This is a genomic window from Roseococcus suduntuyensis (genome assembly GCF_014196305.1).
Classification (GTDB): Bacteria; Pseudomonadota; Alphaproteobacteria; order Acetobacterales; family Acetobacteraceae; genus Roseococcus; species Roseococcus suduntuyensis.
Genome location: NZ_JACIDJ010000002.1, coordinates 520385 through 535702 on the forward strand (window position 1 = coordinate 520385; position 15318 = coordinate 535702).

The window sequence follows — 15318 nt, forward strand, 5'->3', positions numbered from 1 at the left end:
CCATGAGCACCGCCGACGCCCCCGCCCGCGAGACCATCCGCCTCGATGGCCCCGCCCCCCGCCTGCTGCTGATCCAGGCGCCCTATTACGCCGAGATCGTGGGCGGCATGCGCGCCGGCGTGGAGCGCGTGGCCGCCGAGGCCGGCGCGAGCCTGGACATCGTGGACGTGGCCGGCGCCTATGAATTGCCCGCCACCCTCCGCATGGCGCTGAACGCGCCCCCCAACCCCGCCCCCCGCTGGGATGCCTTCGTGCTGCTGGGCTGCGTCATCCGCGGCGAGACGGACCATTACGACCACATCTGCCGCGAGGCGATGTCGGGCGTGATGCAGATCTCGGCCGAAACCGGCGCCGCCATCGGCTGTGGCCTGCTGACCGTCCACACCGAGGACCAGGCCATCGCCCGCTCGCGCGACGACCACCACAACAAGGGCGCCGAGGCCGCGCAGGCCGCGCTGATGCAGCTGGGCCTGCGCCGCCGCTGGGGGCTGGCGTGAAGCCGCGCCCCCAGCCCCGCCCCACGGGAAACCCCGCCCGCCCCCGCACGGGCGCGCGCGTGGCCGCCGTGCAGGCGCTGTTCCAGGCCGAGCAGTCGGGCGAGAGCGTGGAGACGGTGCTGGACCAGTTCGTCCGCCACCGCCTGGGCTCCCTTCCGGGCCAGGAGGGCTTCGAGGATGGGCGCGTGGAGGCCGCCGATGTCTCGCTCTTCGCGCGCGTGCTGCGCGGCGCCGCCACCAACCCCGATGACCTGGACCAGGTCATCACCCAGCACCTGGCCCAGGGCTGGGCACTGAACCGCCTCGACCCCGTGCTGCGCGCCATCCTGCGCGCCGCCGGCGGCGAGATGCGCGACATGGGCGGCCCGCCCGCCCGCGTCGTCATCAAGGAGTACATGGACATCGCCCATGGCTTCTTCGGCGGCGAGGAACCGCGCTTCTGCAACGGCGTGCTGGACGCCATGGCCCGCAGCTTCCGCGCGGAGGAGTTCGCCCGGCAGTGAGTTTGCCCCCGGAGTTCTCCCTCATCGGCCGGCACTTCCGGCCGCTGGCGGGGGAAGGGGCGCTGGACCTCGCCGATGACGCGGCGCTGCTGACGCCGCCCGCCGGCCAGGAACTGGTGCTGGCGGCCGATGCCATGGTGGCCGGCGTGCATTTCCTGCCCGACGACCCGGCCCAGACCATCGGGCGCAAGCTGCTGCGGGTGAACCTGTCCGACCTGGCCGCCATGGGCGCCGACCCGCTGGGCTACCTGATGACCGTGGCCCTGCCCCGCGGGACGCCCGATGAATGGGTGGCGGGTTTCGCGGCCGGGTTGCTGGAGGACCAGCGGGAATTCGGCCTCTCGGTGCTGGGGGGCGACACGGTCTCCACCCCCGGGCCGCTCACCTTGTCGCTGACCATCCTGGGCACGGTCCCGCGCGGGCAGGCGCTGCGGCGCGAGGGCGCGCGGGCGGGCGATGACATCTGGGTGAGCGGGCGCATCGGCGATGGCTGGCTCGGCCTGCGCGCGGCGCGGGGCGAACGCCCGGACCCGGACGGCGCGTTGGCCCGCCGCTACCGCCTGCCTGAACCACGCCTCGCCCTGGGGCGCGCGCTCCGGGGCCTTGCCCATGCCGCCATGGATGTCTCGGACGGGCTGTTGCAGGACCTGTCGCATCTCTGCCGCGCGGGCGGCGTGGCGGCCGAAGTCGAGGCCGCACGCGTGCCCGTCTCCGACACCACGGCACCCATCGCGGCCCTGGTGACAGGCGGCGATGACTACGAACTGCTCTTCGCCGCCGCCGCCCAGGACCGCGCCCGCATCGAGGCCGCCGCCGCCGCCGCCCGCACGCCCGTCATGCGCCTGGGTCGCTTCACCCAAGGCGAACCCCATGTGACGCTGCGCGACGCGGCGGGCCAGGACATCACGCCCGCGACCCTGGGCTGGAGCCACCTGTGAGCGAAGCAGAAGACGGAGCCCAAGCCGATCGGGCCATGAAGGCCACCGTGTGGCGGCTCTTCTTCTGCCAGGCGCTGATGAACGCCACCATGATCGGCCAGGTGGCCATGGGCGCGTTGATCGGCCATTCCCTCTCGGGCGACGCCGCGCTCGCCACCCTGCCCATGGCGGTGCAGATGACGGCGGTGATGGCCATCTCCATCCCGGCCTCCATCGTCTTCAGCCGCTATGGCCGGCGGACGGGCTTCTTCCTGGGCGCGGTGCTGTCCATCCTGGGCTCGGTCACCTTCGCCACCGGGTTGCTGGTGCAGGATTTCGTGGTCTATTGCGCGGGCGCGGTCTTCGCCGGCGCGGGCTTCGGCATCGCCCAGCACTACCGCTTCGCCGCCGCCGAGGCCGCCACCCCCGCCTATCGCCCCCGCGCCATCGCGCTGGTCATGGCCGGGCCCGTCCTGTCCGCGATCTTCGGCCCCGAGATCGTGAAGCACACCAACCAGCTTTTCCTGCCCTACATGTTCCTGGGCACCTACATGGTCATGGCGCTGCTGCCGCTCGCCTGCATGGTGCTGCTGGCGGGGCTGCGCCTGCCGCCGCCGCCGCCCAAGCCCAAGGTGGCGACGCCGGTGGGCGAGATCACTCGCCGCCCCGCCTTCGTGGCCGCCGCCGTGGCCGGCCTCGTGGCCTATGGCACCATGAACCTCGCCATGACGGCGACCCCGCTGGAGATGATGCTCTGCGGCTTCTCGGTCAGTGCCTCGGCCACCGTCATCCAGGCCCATGCGGTCGCCATGTTCGCGCCGGGCTTCGTCACCGGCCACCTCATCGCGCGCTTCGGGGTGATGCGGATCATCACGATCGGCGCGGGGCTGACGGCGGCCAGCGTGGCCGTGGCGCTCACGGGGCAGAGCTTCTGGCATTTCTCGGCCGGGCTCGCGCTGCTGGGGGTGGGGTGGAACTTCATGTTCGTGGGCGCCACCACCCTGCTCGCCACCAGCTACGCGCCGGCGGAGCGGGTGCGCGCCCAGGCGGCGAACGACTTCATCGTCTTCGGCACGGTGGCCTGCACGGCCTTCCTTTCGGGCTTCCTCCATGCCCGCTTCGGCTGGTCGGTGCTGAACCTGACCCTGTTGCCGCCGCTGGTGGCGGCGCTCGCCCTCTTGGCCTGGCAGAGGACGCGGGCGCGGCGGGTGGCCGCGGCCTGAAGAGCGGTGGCCGGCGGCCGATTCACCGCTCCGGCGTGACCGCCTCCGCGGATCGGACGCACCATACGCGGCCGATTCACCGCTCCGGCGTGACCGCCTCCGCGGATCGGACGCGATCCACCCCCTCCCCCGCCAGTAGCCTCTTCTTCGCCGCCAACCCCCAGCGATAGCCCGTCAGATTCCCATCCTTCGCCACCACCCGGTGGCAGGGAATGATCGGCGCCAGCGGGTTCTGCGCGCAGGCCCGGGCCACGGCGCGGGTGGCGGCGGGTGCGCCCATCTGGGCGGCCAGCCCCGCATAGCTGCGCGTCTCGCCGGAGGGGATGGCCTGCAACGCCTCCCACACCCGCCGCTGGAAGGCGGTGCCGCGGATGTCCAATGGAAGGTGCAGCGCCGCCGCGGGTTCGCGCAGATGGGCCGCGATGGCGGCCACCGTCTCCGCCAGTGCGGGGTCCTCCTGCAGGGTGGCGTGGGGGAAGCGGCGGCGCAAATCGCCCTCCAGCGCGTCAAACGGTTCCGCGAAGCCGATGAAGCAGACGCCGCGCGCGGTCGCGCCCACCAGCAGCGGCCCCATGACCGACTCCGCGCGGGCGATGGAGATCACCTCGCCCCGCGCGCCCCGGCGTGCCGCGCCCGGCGTCATGCCCAGCGCGGGCCGGCCATAGACGCGGCTTTCGCTGCCGAACCCCGCCTCGGCCACCGCATCGGCCACCCTGGCACCCCCCGCCAAGGCCGACTGCAAGCGCCGCCCGCGCACGGATTCGGCGAAGGAACGCGGTGTGACGCCCGTCACCTCGCGGAACATCCGCAGGAAATGGTGGCGCGCATAGCCCGCGCGGGCGGCGAGCGTGGCCAGGCTCGGGATGGTCTCCGATGCCTCGATCAACGCGCAGGCAGCGGCGACCGCGTCGCGGTGCAAAGCGGCGCGTTCCCCCTTGGGGTCGCAGCGCTTGCAGGCGCGGAAGCCCGCCGCCTCGGCGGTGGCGATGCAGGCGAAGAACCGGGTGTTGCGCCGCAAGGGCGGCCGCGCCGGGCAGCCCGGCCGGCAAAAGACGCCCTGCGTGGTGACGGCATAGAGGAAATCCCCGCAGGCGGGCGCGGCGTCCCGCCCCAGCACCGCCTGCCAGCGGAGATCGTCGAGGGGAGGGGCGATGCTGTCCATGCGGGCGAGTGTGGCGCGGCAAGGCCCGCCCGCGCCATCCGCGCGTTGCCCCGCTATCGCGGGATCGCTACAGCGGCCCCGCCTTCCCGAACAGCCAGCCCTGGCCGAACTTCACGCCCAGCTCCTGCATCAGGGCGGCGCATTCCTCGGTCTCGATATGCTCGGCCACCACGGCGGCACCCACGGCCTGGGAGAGGTCCACCATGGCCTGCACGAAGCTGCGGTCCCGCTCGCTGGTCAGGGCGGCGACGACATAGCTGCCATCCACCTTCACGTAGTCCACCGGGAATGCGCGCAGGTAGCGGAAGGAGGCGGCCCCCGCGCCGAAATCATCGAGGCAGACCCGCACCCCGCGCTCCCGCAGCTGGGAGAGGGTGAGGGCAGCGCTGGCCTGGTTCTCGATCTCGGCGCTCTCGGTCAGCTCCACCATCAGCCGGGCGGCGGCGCGGCGATCACGGTCCACCAGGGCCAGCAGCCGCGTGCGGAAGGATTTCGACTGCGCCGACAGGCCCGAAATGTTGAAGGCCAGGTGTCGCCCCGGGGGCAGGGCGGGAATGGAGGCGATGGCGAGCGAGGCCACGGCCAGGTCCAGCTCCTCCGTCAGCCCCACCGTCTCGGCCAGGGTGATGAAGTCCTGCGGGCCCTCGCCGGGCTTCAGCACCTCGGGGTGGGGCCGCAGCAGGGCCTCGTAATGGTGGATCTGGCGGGTGGCGAGCGTCGCGATGGGCTGGAATTCCAGCCGGAAGCGGCGTTCGGCCACCGCGAGGCGCAACGCGCCCGCCCGGGCCGCGATGCGCGAGACGACACCCTCCAGCCCGTTCTCGAAGCCGGCCTCCTTCAGCCCCTCCGCCCCCAGCCGCGCGAAGACCGACAGCCCGTGGCGCAGCGCGCGCGCGGCCTGGATGGGCGAGAGCGCGCCGGGGGCGAGATCGATTTGCGCGGCAAGGTTCACCGAGACCTCGGCCTGGTCACCCAGCACCGCCTCCACCGCGCGGGCGATGGCGGCGAGGTCCGGCGTGGCGTCGGGTTCCTGCAACACGCCGTAGCGGCCGGGGGCGAGGCGCGCGACCAGGGCGCCGCCCGTCTCCCGCGTCAGGATGTTGCGGAGCGATTCCACGTCCTGCATCCGTGCGCGGATGGGGTGGTCCGGAACCGCGCCCGGCGCCGTGGGGTCATGGCAGAAGGACAGGCCGCCCCCCCGGCCGGAGGCGAGCATCCCGCGCAGCGCGTCCGCCTCGGCTTCCGGCACGCCCGCCACCTCGATGAGGGCGAGGCGCGCCCGCTCCCCCTCCCGCAGGCGTTGCTCGGCCGCGCGGGTGAGAAGGCTGGGGCTGGTCTTGGTGGCGGCATGCGCGCTGCCCTGGGGCAGCGGCGCGAAGGTCAGGCAGAAGCGGGAGGTGCCGCAGGCATGGGGCATGGAGAGGCCCGCCACGGCGAAGGGGGTGCGCTCGCCGTCATTCAGCGCATAGGCGCTGGGCGGCAGGCGGCCGCGGGTGGGCAGCAGGGCCATGGCGGCGGCGAAGGCGTCACGGTCCTCGGGGGCGAGGATTTCGCTGGGAAGACGCCCCACCAGGCTTTCGGGTTCGCGCCCCAGGCGCTGGCGAAAGGCGCCGGCGGCGAAGACGACCCTGCCATCCGCCCCCACCTCCACCAGAAGCTCGGCGGCGGCGAAGGCGAAGGCGATGAAGCGCTCTCGGTCGGCCTGGTGGCGCGGTAGGTCCATGCGCCTTTATGCGCATGGCGCGGTTAACGGCGGGTGAAGGCCCGTCTCAGGCGGCGAGCGCGGCCTCGGCGTCCAGCGTGGCGGCGGTGGCATGGACCACCGCGGCGATGCGGACGGCGGCCTGGACCTGTTCCTTGCTCACGCCGTGCTGAAGCAGGATTTTCTCATGGCTTTCCATGCACATGCCGCAGCCATTGATGGCCGAGACGGCGAGCGACCACAGCTCGAAGTCCATCTTCTCCACGCCGGGCTTGGCCATGATGTTCATCCGCAGCTTGGCCGGCATCGTTGCATAGTCGCCATGCACCAGGTGCGTGAAGCGGTAGTAGATGTTGTTCATGCCCATGATGGAGGCCGCGGCCTTGGCGGCGTTCAGCGCCTCGGCGGAAAGCTGCGGGCCGAACTCCGCCACGATGTGCTTCGAGACCATGGCGTTGCGGCTGGCGAGTGCGGAGACGATGAAGCAGCCCGCGCGCTGCTGCGCGGTCAGCACGGGTTCGGTGGACAGGGAACCCAGGTTCAGCTTCTGGTCCTTGGCGTATTCGGGCAGGGCATTGCGCAGCGCTTCCAGCGACATGGCGGGCTCCAACAACAGGTGACAAGGGGAACACACCAACCTTTCGGCCGCACAGGCGGCCGAAAGCGGGGGGTCTAAGGGGGGCTGGCTGCCCCCCTTTCGCCGGCGGCGGTAGGGTTGGTGTGGCGGCTACCGCTGCCGGCGACAGAGGGCCGCCTCAGGCGGCCTTTTCAAACAGTTCCTGCGGCTTCAGGGCCTCTTCGCCCTTGGTCCAGTTGCAGGGGCACAGCTCGTCGGTCTGCAGCGCGTCGAGCACGCGCAGCGTCTCCTGCGGGTTGCGGCCCACATTCAGCCCGTTCACCGTCACGTGCTGGATGGTGTTGTCCGGGTCCACGATGAAGGTGACGCGCAGCGGCACGCCGGCTTCCTTGTCCAGAACGCCCAGCGCCGTGGACAGCTCGCGCTTCACATCCGCCAGCATGGGGAAGGGCAGCGTCTTGATGTCCTCGTTGTAGACGCGCCAGTTCAGGTGGACGAACTCGCTGTCGGTGGACACGCCATAGACCACGGCGTCACGGTCGGCGAACTCGGTGTTGAGCTTGCCGAAGGCCGCGATCTCGGTCGGGCAGATGAAGGTGAAGTCCTTCGGCCAGAAGAAGACGATCTTCCACTTGCCGGCATTGCTGTCCGACGAGATCTCCTCGAAGGACTTGCCGGGGCCGGCCAGGCCATCCGGGCCACCCTTGACGGCGGTGAGCTTGAAGGCGGGGAACTTGTCGCCAACGGTCAGCATGCGGCTTCTCCTGTGGTGCCGCGCGGGGCGCGGCGCCGGTTCAGATGCGCCGGTTCGTTCCGGCTGCGCGTTCACATATCGCAGCGCAGCATGATTTGGCCAATGAAGAGTTTTCAACGGCCTGATCGAGATTCCCGATCAAAGCCCCGCGCTGACGGCGGCGCAGACGCGCTCCACATCCGCCTCGGTCAGATAGGGGTGCATGGGCAGGGAGAGCACCTGGTCGCACAGGCTCTCGCTGACCGGCAGCGGCGGCGGGGCACCCGCGAAACCCGCCGCATGAGCCGCCTGGTAGGCCGGCTGGTGGTGCAGGGGCTTGGGGTAATAGACGCCGAAGGGAATGCCCTGGGCCTTGAGCGAGGCCTGCACCCGCCCGCGCTCGGCCGCATCGGCGCAGCGGATGGTGTAGAGGCCCCAGGCGCTCTCGCAGCCCGCCGGCTGGGCCTGGAGCGCCACCTGCCCCGAAAGCCGCGCGTGATACCAGCCGGCCACGCGGGCGCGGGCGGCGATCTCGCCGGGGAACAGCGTCATCTTGCACAGCAGGATGGCCGCCTGGAGCGTGTCCAGCCGGCCGTTCATGCCCGTCCGCAGCACCTCGTAGCGCGACCCGCCCTCGCCATGGGTGCGGAGTGACCGATACAGCTCCGCCCGCTCGGCGCTGTTGGTCAGCAGCGCGCCGCCATCGCCGTAGCAGCCCAGCGTCTTGGTCGGGTAGAAGCTCAGCGCCGTCGCCTCGGCATGGCCCCCCAGCGGGCTGCCATGCAGCCGCGCGCCGAAGGCCTGGGCCGCGTCGTCCAGGGTGAACATGCCATGCCGCGCGCAAAGGCCACGGATGGCGGGCCAGTCCGCCGGCAGGCCGAAGAGGTCCACGCCGACCACGGCGCGGGGGCGCAGCCGGCCCTCGCGCGCCACCTGCTCCACGCGGGCCGTGAGGTCCGCCATGTCCATGTTGAAGCTATCGGGGTCCACATCCACGAAGATGGGCGTGGCGCCCAGCACCAGCGGCACCTCGGCGGTGGCGGTGTAGGTGAAGGCGGGCAGGAAGACCGCGTCGCCCCGGCCGATCCCCTCGGCCATCATGGCGATCTGCAGGGCATCCGTCCCGGAGGAGACGCCGACGGCATGGGCCACCCCCGCGAAGGCGGCGAGCTGGCCTTCCAGCTCCGCCACCTCGGGTCCGTTGATGAAGCGGCCGGAGGAGAGGACCGAGGCGATGCGCGCATCCAGCGCCTCGCGGATCAGCGCCTGCTGCGCCTGCATGTCGAAGAGGGCGATGGGCGTGGGGCTAGCGTTCATGATGGCCTCGTCCAACGCCGCGCGGGAAGGATCAAGCCCCCTCCCCCCCTTGGGGCGGTCCCGTTTCATGTCCCCATGTGACAAAGCACGGCCAGGCGGCTTCAGCCCGCCGCACTGCCGCTTTGGCCGGGGTTCGCCTCATGCTCGAATTCCGGAACCAGCCGCGAGAGCTGCGCGAGCGCGAGCCGCGCCTGCCCGGCCCGCGCCGTGGCCGCGATCTCCTCCAGCGCGCGGCCGACCAGGGCCGGGTCGGCCGTGCGCGGCGTGGCCACCAGCAGGCCCGGAAAGCGCGTGGGCCGCGGCGGCTCCTGCCCGTGGAACATCTCCTCGAACAGCTTCTCGCCGGGGCGCAGGCCGGTGAAGCGGATTTCCACATCCTCGTCCGGGCGCAGGCCGGCGAGGCGGATCATGCGCCGCGCCAGGTCCACGATCTTCACGGGGTTGCCCATGTCGAGCACGAAGATGCCGCCGTCGCGCAATTCGGGCGGCGTGTCCTCGCGGTCGGCGGCCCCCACCACCGCGGCCTGGAGCACGAGGCCCACCGCCTCGCGCACCGTCATGAAATAGCGGCGCATGTCGGGGTGGGTGACAGTCAGCGGCCCGCCGCGTTCGAGCTGCCGGCGGAACAGCGGCACCACGCTGCCCGTGCTGCCCAGCACATTGCCGAAGCGCACGGTGATGCAGCGCATCTGGCCCTCGCCCGCCCGCGCCTGCTTGTCCAGCGCCTGGCAGAACATCTCGGCCAGGCGCTTGGTGGCGCCCATGACCGAGGTCGGGTTCACCGCCTTGTCGGTCGAGATGAACACCATCAGCCCGCAGCCCGAAGCGCGCGCGGCCTCGGCCACCACGCGGGTGCCATGGGCGTTGGTCAGCATGCCTTCCAGCGGGTCGTTCTCGACCATGGGGACGTGCTTGAGCGCGGCGGCGTGGAACAGCAGTTCGGGCCGCGCCTCCTCCATCAGGCGGCGGATGCGCGCCTCGTCGCGGATATCGGCCAGGATGGCGCGGCGGGGCACGCCCGGATGGCGCTCGCTCAGTTCGAGGTTGATCTCATAGAGCGCGTATTCCCCGTGATCGAGCAGCGTCAGCATGGCGGGACCCAGGGCCGCCACCTGCCGCGCCAGCTCGCCGCCGATGGTGCCGCCGGCACCCGTGATCAGCACACGCCGCCCCTGCACGAGGCGCGCCATCCCCTCGCGGTCCAGCGGCACCTGGGGGCGGTCGAGCAATTCCTCGATGGAGACGGGGCGCAGATCCATGCGCGGCCCTTCGCCCGAGGACCGCGCGGCATGGCTCAGCGCCGTGGGCAGGGGGGCGGCGCGCACCGGGATGCCGTGGCGGTCGGCGGCGTCGAGCAGCGTCTCCAGCGCGGGCCCGCGCGTCTCGGGCGCGGCCAGCACCAGCAGGGCGGGCAGGCGGCCTTCGGCGCGCAGGCGGTCCAGCACCGCCTCCACCTCCTCGATGGCGCCCAGGATGGGCTGGCCGTGCAGGCGCCTTCCCGTCTGGCGGGTGCGGCGCGTCAGCACGCCCAGCACGCGGTAGCTGGGGCGCTTCTCCCGCCCCATGGCATGGATGAAGATGTCCACCTGGTCGGCCGAGCCCGCCACCAGGATGGGCGGCAGCCCCTGCTGCTCCCACACGCGGCGCAACGCCTGCAGCCGGCTGACCAGCCGTGGAACCCCCAGCAGGCCGGCCAGCACCATGGCGTGCAGCACCGGAAAAGCGGGATTGGCGGGCCGCCAGGCCCCCAGGGCCGCGCCCACCAGCCAGAAGAACAGCGCGGCCATGAGGGAGGCGGCCATCACCGCCAGCAGGTCGCGCAGCCCGGCGAAGCGCCAATACTGGTTGTGCAGGCCGAAGGCCCAGGCCGGAAGCAGCACCGTCAGCGCCGCCAGGGTGAAGCCCATGCCCCACCAACCGGAGCCGGGCGGCCAGCTTCCCGGCCCCGCCAGCCAGAGCGCCAGCGGAAGGGCCAGCACCGCGAGGACCGCATCCAGCGCGAAATTCAGCAGGACGCGGGCCGAGGCAAGCTTGTTCATGGCGCCCTCCTTAACTCACTGGTTCACGCTTCTCCACCCAAGAGCGCATGATACAATCCCACAAGGCGGGCCGCCTCCTCAGGCCAACCCCAGCGTGTGGCGGCCGCTTCGCGCCCGGCCGCCCCCATCGCCGCCCGGCGTGCGGGGTCGGCCAGGGCCGAAACGGCCTCCGCGATGGCCTCTGGCCGCGTCACATCCACCAGCAGGCCGCAGCCCGTGTCCTCCAATATGGTGGCCACCGGCTCCGCGAAGCCGGGCGCGATGACGGGCAGGCCCATCGCCATCCCGTCGAACAGCTTGTGCGGCAGGGCGAGGCGGTGGTTCTCCTCGCCGGGCTGGAAGAGGATGAGGTTCACATCCGCCTCCGCCGCCGCGCGCGCCAGCGCCGCCTCGGCCGGCATCCAGCCCGCCAGCGTGATGCGCGGGGTGAGGCCGAGCGCCTCGGCCCGCGCACGGAAACCCTCCTCGCTGCCGTCGGTGAAGCGGCCGATCACGAGCAGGCGCGTGTCGGGCGGGGCGAGCGCCAGCGCGTCCAGCATCTGCGGCCAGCCCCGCGCGACGCCGATGGCCCCCAGATGCAGCAGGGTCAGCGGCCCCGGCCCGTGGCGGCGCGGCGCGATGCCCTCGGGGGCCAGGGCGTGGTTGCGGACCTCCACCGCGCGGGGTGCCGCAGGGTAGTCGGCCGCCAGCCCCTCCTTGGCCAGCACCACCGCGTCGGAGCCGCGCGCCAGGCCTCCCAGCACGCGGCGCAGCACCGCCCGCGCCGGCGGGCGCAGGGCAGCGGGCAGGCGCGCATCGAGGCGCGAGGGGTAATGCTCATGCACATCCAGCACCACCGGGCAGCCCAGCCGCGCGCCGGCCAGCCGCGCCACGGCCCAGGCATCGGGCTCGGAGGCATGGATGGCCCGCGGCCGCAGCGCCATGGCGCGCCGATACAGCGCCGGCAGTCGAGCAAGCCGCCCGCGCCCGGCCACCGTCTCGATGGCCACGCCGGCCACCGGGGGCAGCGCGCCGCCCGGCCCGGGGCAGAGATGCGTCACCTCCCACCCCGCCGCCGCCAGCGCGGCACCCTCCTTGCGAACCACGCGCATGTCATCGGCCGGATGGGCGACGGAGAGCATCAGGATCATGGCAGGCAGGCCTCCACCTCGGCCACGAAGCGGGCCGTGAGCAGGCGCCGGTCGAAGCGGCGCATGGCCAGCGCGCGGGCGGCCTCGCCCATGGCGCGGCGGCGGGCGGGGTCGTCGGCCAGGCGCGTCAGCGCATCCGCGAGGCCCGCGGCGTCGCGCGGGCCCACCGTCTCGCCCGCGCCATGGGCGGCCAGCAATTCGGCCGTCTCGCCGGGCAGGTTGGACAGCACGGGCAGGCCCGCCGCCAGCACGTCCACCAGCTTGTTGGGCGCCACATGCCCCGCGAATTCCGGCACGGGGGCGAGGCAGAGCAGCCCCACCTGCGCGCCCGCCAGCAGCCCCGCCAACTGGCGCTTGGGCAGGGGGTCGAGGAAGGTGAGGTTGGGCAGGCCCTCCGCCTGCCGGACCAGGGCGGGCTTCGCCGCCCCCTCGCCCACCAGCACCAGCCGGACCCGCCGCTCGCCCCCCGCTGCTGGAGGCCGGGCGGCCAGCAGGCGCGCGGCCTCCAGCAGCAGGCCGAGCCCGTTCGCCGCCCCATGCGCCCCGGCATAGACGGCCAGGATTTCATGGCTGCCCACCCCCTCCGGCCGCCAGGGCGCCACCTGCGGGCCGAAGAGGTCGAGGTCGGCCCCCTGGGGAATGACCGCCACCTCCGCCGCACCGCGACCGCGGGCGATGGCCGCCATGCCCTCGCTCAGCGCCACCACGCGCCGCGCGCGGCGGCAGGCGGCATCGGCCAGCGCGCCCATCGCCGCCAGCACGGGCCGCGCGCGCAGGCCCAATGCGGCGGGCAGCTCGGGCCAGGGGTCGCGCATCTCAAACAGGAAGGGCGTGCCATGCCGCCGCCGCGCCTCCAGCGCCGGCAGCGCCACCGTGAGCGGCGTGGAGGAGGCGATCACCGCATCCCAGGGCTCCGCCGCCGCCAGCCGCGTGGCGCGCGCCGCATAGCGCAAGAAGGCCAGGCTGCGCGCGGCGAGGCCCATCGCGTTTCCGTAGGGGATGGCGAACTCCACCACGCGGATGCCATCCACCAGCCCCTCGCGCCGTCCCCGCCGGAGGGGGGTGTCGAGGCCCGTCACCGCGCCCTCGAAGCGGCCGGTGGCCAGCGTCACCGCATGGCCGGCGCGCACCAGCGCCCGCGCCTGGGCATGGCTGCGCGTGGCCGTGCTGCCGGCGGGCGTGGAGAAGTGCTGGTGCAGGTAGAGAAGGCGCGCCATCCGGCCTCAACCCCGCCGCGCCACCCCGAGGATCGCGTCGATGACGCGCCCCTGCTCGGCCGCCTCAAGCCCACTGCCGGAGGGCAGGCAGAGCCCGTCCTCGAAGAGCCCCGCCGCGAAGGCCCCGCCCGAGCGCGGCGCGTCGCGGAAGGCCGGCTGCAGGTGCATGGGCTTCCAGACCGGGCGGCTCTCGATGCCCTGGGCGGCCAGCGCCATGCGGATCAGCTCGCGGTCGGCGCCGAAGCGCTGCGGATCCACCACCATGGCGGTGAGCCAGCGCGAGGACCGCGCCCAGCCCGGCTCCGGCATGAAGGTGATGCCGGGCAGGTGGCCCAGCGCCTCCTGGTAGCGGCGGAAGATGGCGCGGCGCGCGATGACCCGGCGCTCCAGCTCCGGCAATTGCGCGAGGCCGATGGCGGCGGTGACGCTGCCCATGGCGTAGTTGTGGCCGGTCGTCTCGTGCTGGTAGTGCGCCGCGACCTCCCGCGCCTGGTGCGCCAGGTGCCGGGCGCGGGCCAGCAGGGCGGGGTCGCCCAGCAGGGCGCCGCCGCCGCCGGTGGTGATGATCTTGTTGCCGTTGAAGCTGACCACCGACATGTCGGCCCCCGCGCCGGCCGGCCGGCCGTGCTGGAGGCCCCCCATGGCGCAGGCGCTGTCCGACAGCACGGGCACGCCCCAGCGCGCGCAGGCGGCGCGGATGGCGGGCATGTCGGAGGGCTGGCCGAAGAGGTCCGCCGGCACCACCACCCGCGGCAGACGGCCCCGCCGCGCCGCGGCCGCGAGTTCGCGCCGCAGCCGCGCGGGGTCGAGCGTCCAGCTCTGCGGGCAGACATCGAGGAAGCGCGGCGTGGCGCCCATCTGCACGGCGGGGGCGATGGTCGCGATGAAGGTGAGCGTGGTGGTCCAGACCTCGTCGCCCGGCGCCACGCCCAGCACGCGATAGGCCAGGTGCAGCGCCGCCGTGCCGGAGTTCAGCGCCAGCGCCTCGGGCGCCTGCATGCTGGCGGCCACGGCCTGTTCGAAGGCCGCCAGGGTGGGGCCGGCGGGGGCGAGCCAGCCGCTGCGCAGGGTCTGCGCCACCTCGTCCAGCTCGTTGCCCGAAAGCTCGGGCGGCGAGAGGAGGATGGGCCGCTGCCCGACCCGCGCTTCACGGGGGAAGCGCAGGATGGACGCCACCGGCGTCTTGGATATTGGGTGAAGTTGCACTTTTTGCGACAACCCGAATGAGGAATTTTAACTAGAACGAAATATTGTTTGCATGCAAGCGCGGGTTAAGTAAAATTTCCGTTAACGTCATGCGTGAAGGTTGACATGTTCCCTGGGTGGCGATTCGGCGTATCACCCTGATTTGAGGGCACTCCGGCCAACCCATCGAAGGTTGATCGCGCCGGGCGATGGCCCGGGGATAACAAGGTGGCAAGGGAATGGCGGGTTTCCGCGCCCCGCGCGGACAAAAAGAGCGCCGCATGCCTGGCATGCCGGGTCGGCGGGCCAGGGCCCGGGCGGCGAAACAAGGGCGGGATGCGTCCAGGCCAAATCACCTGAATCCCTGCATCCCGCCCCCGCAAGAACGGTCGCCGGGCGCGCGGCCCGGCGCCGGGTCAGGCGTGGCCGACGGCCGGCGAGGCACCCGCCTGCTGCTGGCGCTTGGCGTGCAGAAGCTGTGCCACGTCGATCGGCGGCAGCATCAGCGTGGGGAAGCCGCCCTGGGCGCTGAGTTCGGACACCATCGTCCGCGCATAGGGATAGAGCAGCCGCGGGCAATCCACGTGCAGCACCTGGTCCGCATGCTCGGCCGGCAGGTTCAGCGTGAAGACGCCGCAATAGGTGACCTCGACGATGTAGCACACCGCCTCCTGCGCGCGGGCCTCCACGCGCAGCATCAGCGCCACCTCGAAGACATTGGCGCCTTCCTGGAGCTGCTTCACCTCCAGGTCCGCGTCCAGGTTCACCTGGGGCTGGGCGCGGAGCGTGGTGAAGATGGCGGGCGCGCCGGGCACCTCGAAGGAGATGTCCTTCGCATACTGGATCTCGACGATGAGCGGCGGCGGCGGATTGCCGTTGGCGTCGCCATTCTGGGTGGGGTTGGGCTGGTCGGACATCGGGGGTGGCCCCTTCTCTGGCTCTGGAACAGGTGGGGCGCGCTACCACGCCCCCCGCCGGGCCGGAAGCCCGCGCCGCTTCGCGGTGCCTCTTCCCCGCGCCGCTTTGCGGTGCCTCTCTCCCGCGCCGCTTTGCGGTACCTCCCTCCCGCGCCGCTTTGCGGCGACACGCCCCGCGCCGCTTTGCGGTACCTCTCTC

Annotated in this window: 14 protein-coding genes; 4 read left to right on the top strand and 10 right to left on the bottom strand. The window is 72.7% G+C overall.

Annotated elements, in window-relative coordinates; genetic code table 11:
- Positions 1–2: 2 nt before the first annotated feature.
- From ribH to GGQ83_RS08960, 4 genes are read left to right on the top strand one after another with little or no spacing between them, the layout of a single operon-like run.
- The gene (gene ribH / locus GGQ83_RS08945) at positions 3–497 is read left to right on the top strand and encodes a 6,7-dimethyl-8-ribityllumazine synthase (protein WP_184383423.1); all 495 of its coding nucleotides are present in this window, start codon (positions 3–5) and stop codon (positions 495–497) included.
- Positions 494–1000 (top strand): transcription antitermination factor NusB, encoded by a 507-nt coding sequence (nusB, locus tag GGQ83_RS08950; protein ID WP_184383424.1) that lies wholly within the window; start codon positions 494–496, stop codon positions 998–1000. Before ribH ends, nusB begins: the two co-directional genes overlap by 4 nt.
- Positions 997–1938: a thiamine-phosphate kinase gene (thiL, locus tag GGQ83_RS08955; protein ID WP_184383425.1), complete on the top strand. Its 942-nt coding sequence runs from the start codon at positions 997–999 to the stop codon at positions 1936–1938. Before nusB ends, thiL begins: the two co-directional genes overlap by 4 nt.
- A 35-nt stretch (positions 1939–1973) precedes the next feature.
- Positions 1974–3140 carry an MFS transporter gene (locus GGQ83_RS08960; RefSeq protein WP_184383426.1) on the top strand — a complete coding sequence of 389 codons (1167 nt, stop codon included), beginning with the start codon at positions 1974–1976 and terminating at the stop codon, positions 3138–3140.
- Between the two features lie 76 nt (positions 3141–3216).
- Here the strand turns inward: GGQ83_RS08960 and GGQ83_RS08965 are convergent, their stop codons facing one another.
- The 10 genes from GGQ83_RS08965 to secB all read right to left on the bottom strand — a co-directional run bounded on the left by GGQ83_RS08965 (position 3217) and on the right by secB (position 15119).
- The gene (locus tag GGQ83_RS08965; protein ID WP_184383427.1) at positions 3217–4302 is read right to left on the bottom strand and encodes a methylated-DNA--[protein]-cysteine S-methyltransferase; all 1086 of its coding nucleotides are present in this window, start codon (positions 4300–4302) and stop codon (positions 3217–3219) included.
- A 67-nt stretch (positions 4303–4369) separates the two neighbouring features.
- Complete coding sequence (locus GGQ83_RS08970; RefSeq protein WP_184383428.1) at positions 4370–6025, bottom strand: EAL domain-containing protein; 1656 nt, start codon at positions 6023–6025, stop codon at positions 4370–4372.
- Between the two features lie 46 nt (positions 6026–6071).
- Positions 6072–6602, bottom strand: a complete 531-nt coding sequence (locus GGQ83_RS08975) for a carboxymuconolactone decarboxylase family protein (protein ID WP_184383429.1) — start codon at positions 6600–6602, stop codon at positions 6072–6074.
- A 157-nt stretch (positions 6603–6759) separates the two neighbouring features.
- The gene (locus tag GGQ83_RS08980; RefSeq protein ID WP_184383430.1) at positions 6760–7335 is read right to left on the bottom strand and encodes a peroxiredoxin; all 576 of its coding nucleotides are present in this window, start codon (positions 7333–7335) and stop codon (positions 6760–6762) included.
- Positions 7336–7473: 138 nt separating this feature from the next.
- Positions 7474–8631, bottom strand: coding sequence for a DegT/DnrJ/EryC1/StrS family aminotransferase (locus tag GGQ83_RS08985; protein ID WP_184383431.1), 1158 nt, complete (start codon positions 8629–8631; stop codon positions 7474–7476).
- A gap of 101 nt (positions 8632–8732) precedes the next feature.
- Positions 8733–10670, bottom strand: coding sequence for a polysaccharide biosynthesis protein (locus GGQ83_RS08990; RefSeq protein ID WP_184383432.1), 1938 nt, complete (start codon positions 10668–10670; stop codon positions 8733–8735).
- 23 nt (positions 10671–10693) lie between these two features.
- The gene (locus GGQ83_RS08995; protein WP_184383433.1) at positions 10694–11800 is read right to left on the bottom strand and encodes a glycosyltransferase; all 1107 of its coding nucleotides are present in this window, start codon (positions 11798–11800) and stop codon (positions 10694–10696) included.
- Entirely contained in the window at positions 11797–13017 is a 1221-nt protein-coding gene (locus GGQ83_RS09000) for a glycosyltransferase family 4 protein (RefSeq protein WP_184383434.1), read from the bottom strand. The genes GGQ83_RS08995 and GGQ83_RS09000 overlap by 4 nt, the downstream gene beginning before the upstream one ends.
- 6 nt (positions 13018–13023) lie before the next feature.
- Entirely contained in the window at positions 13024–14193 is a 1170-nt protein-coding gene (locus tag GGQ83_RS09005; protein ID WP_184383435.1) for a DegT/DnrJ/EryC1/StrS family aminotransferase, read from the bottom strand.
- A 425-nt stretch (positions 14194–14618) separates the two neighbouring features.
- Positions 14619–15119, bottom strand: a complete 501-nt coding sequence (gene secB, locus GGQ83_RS09010) for a protein-export chaperone SecB (protein WP_184383436.1) — start codon at positions 15117–15119, stop codon at positions 14619–14621.
- Between the last annotated feature and the right edge of the window lie 199 nt (positions 15120–15318).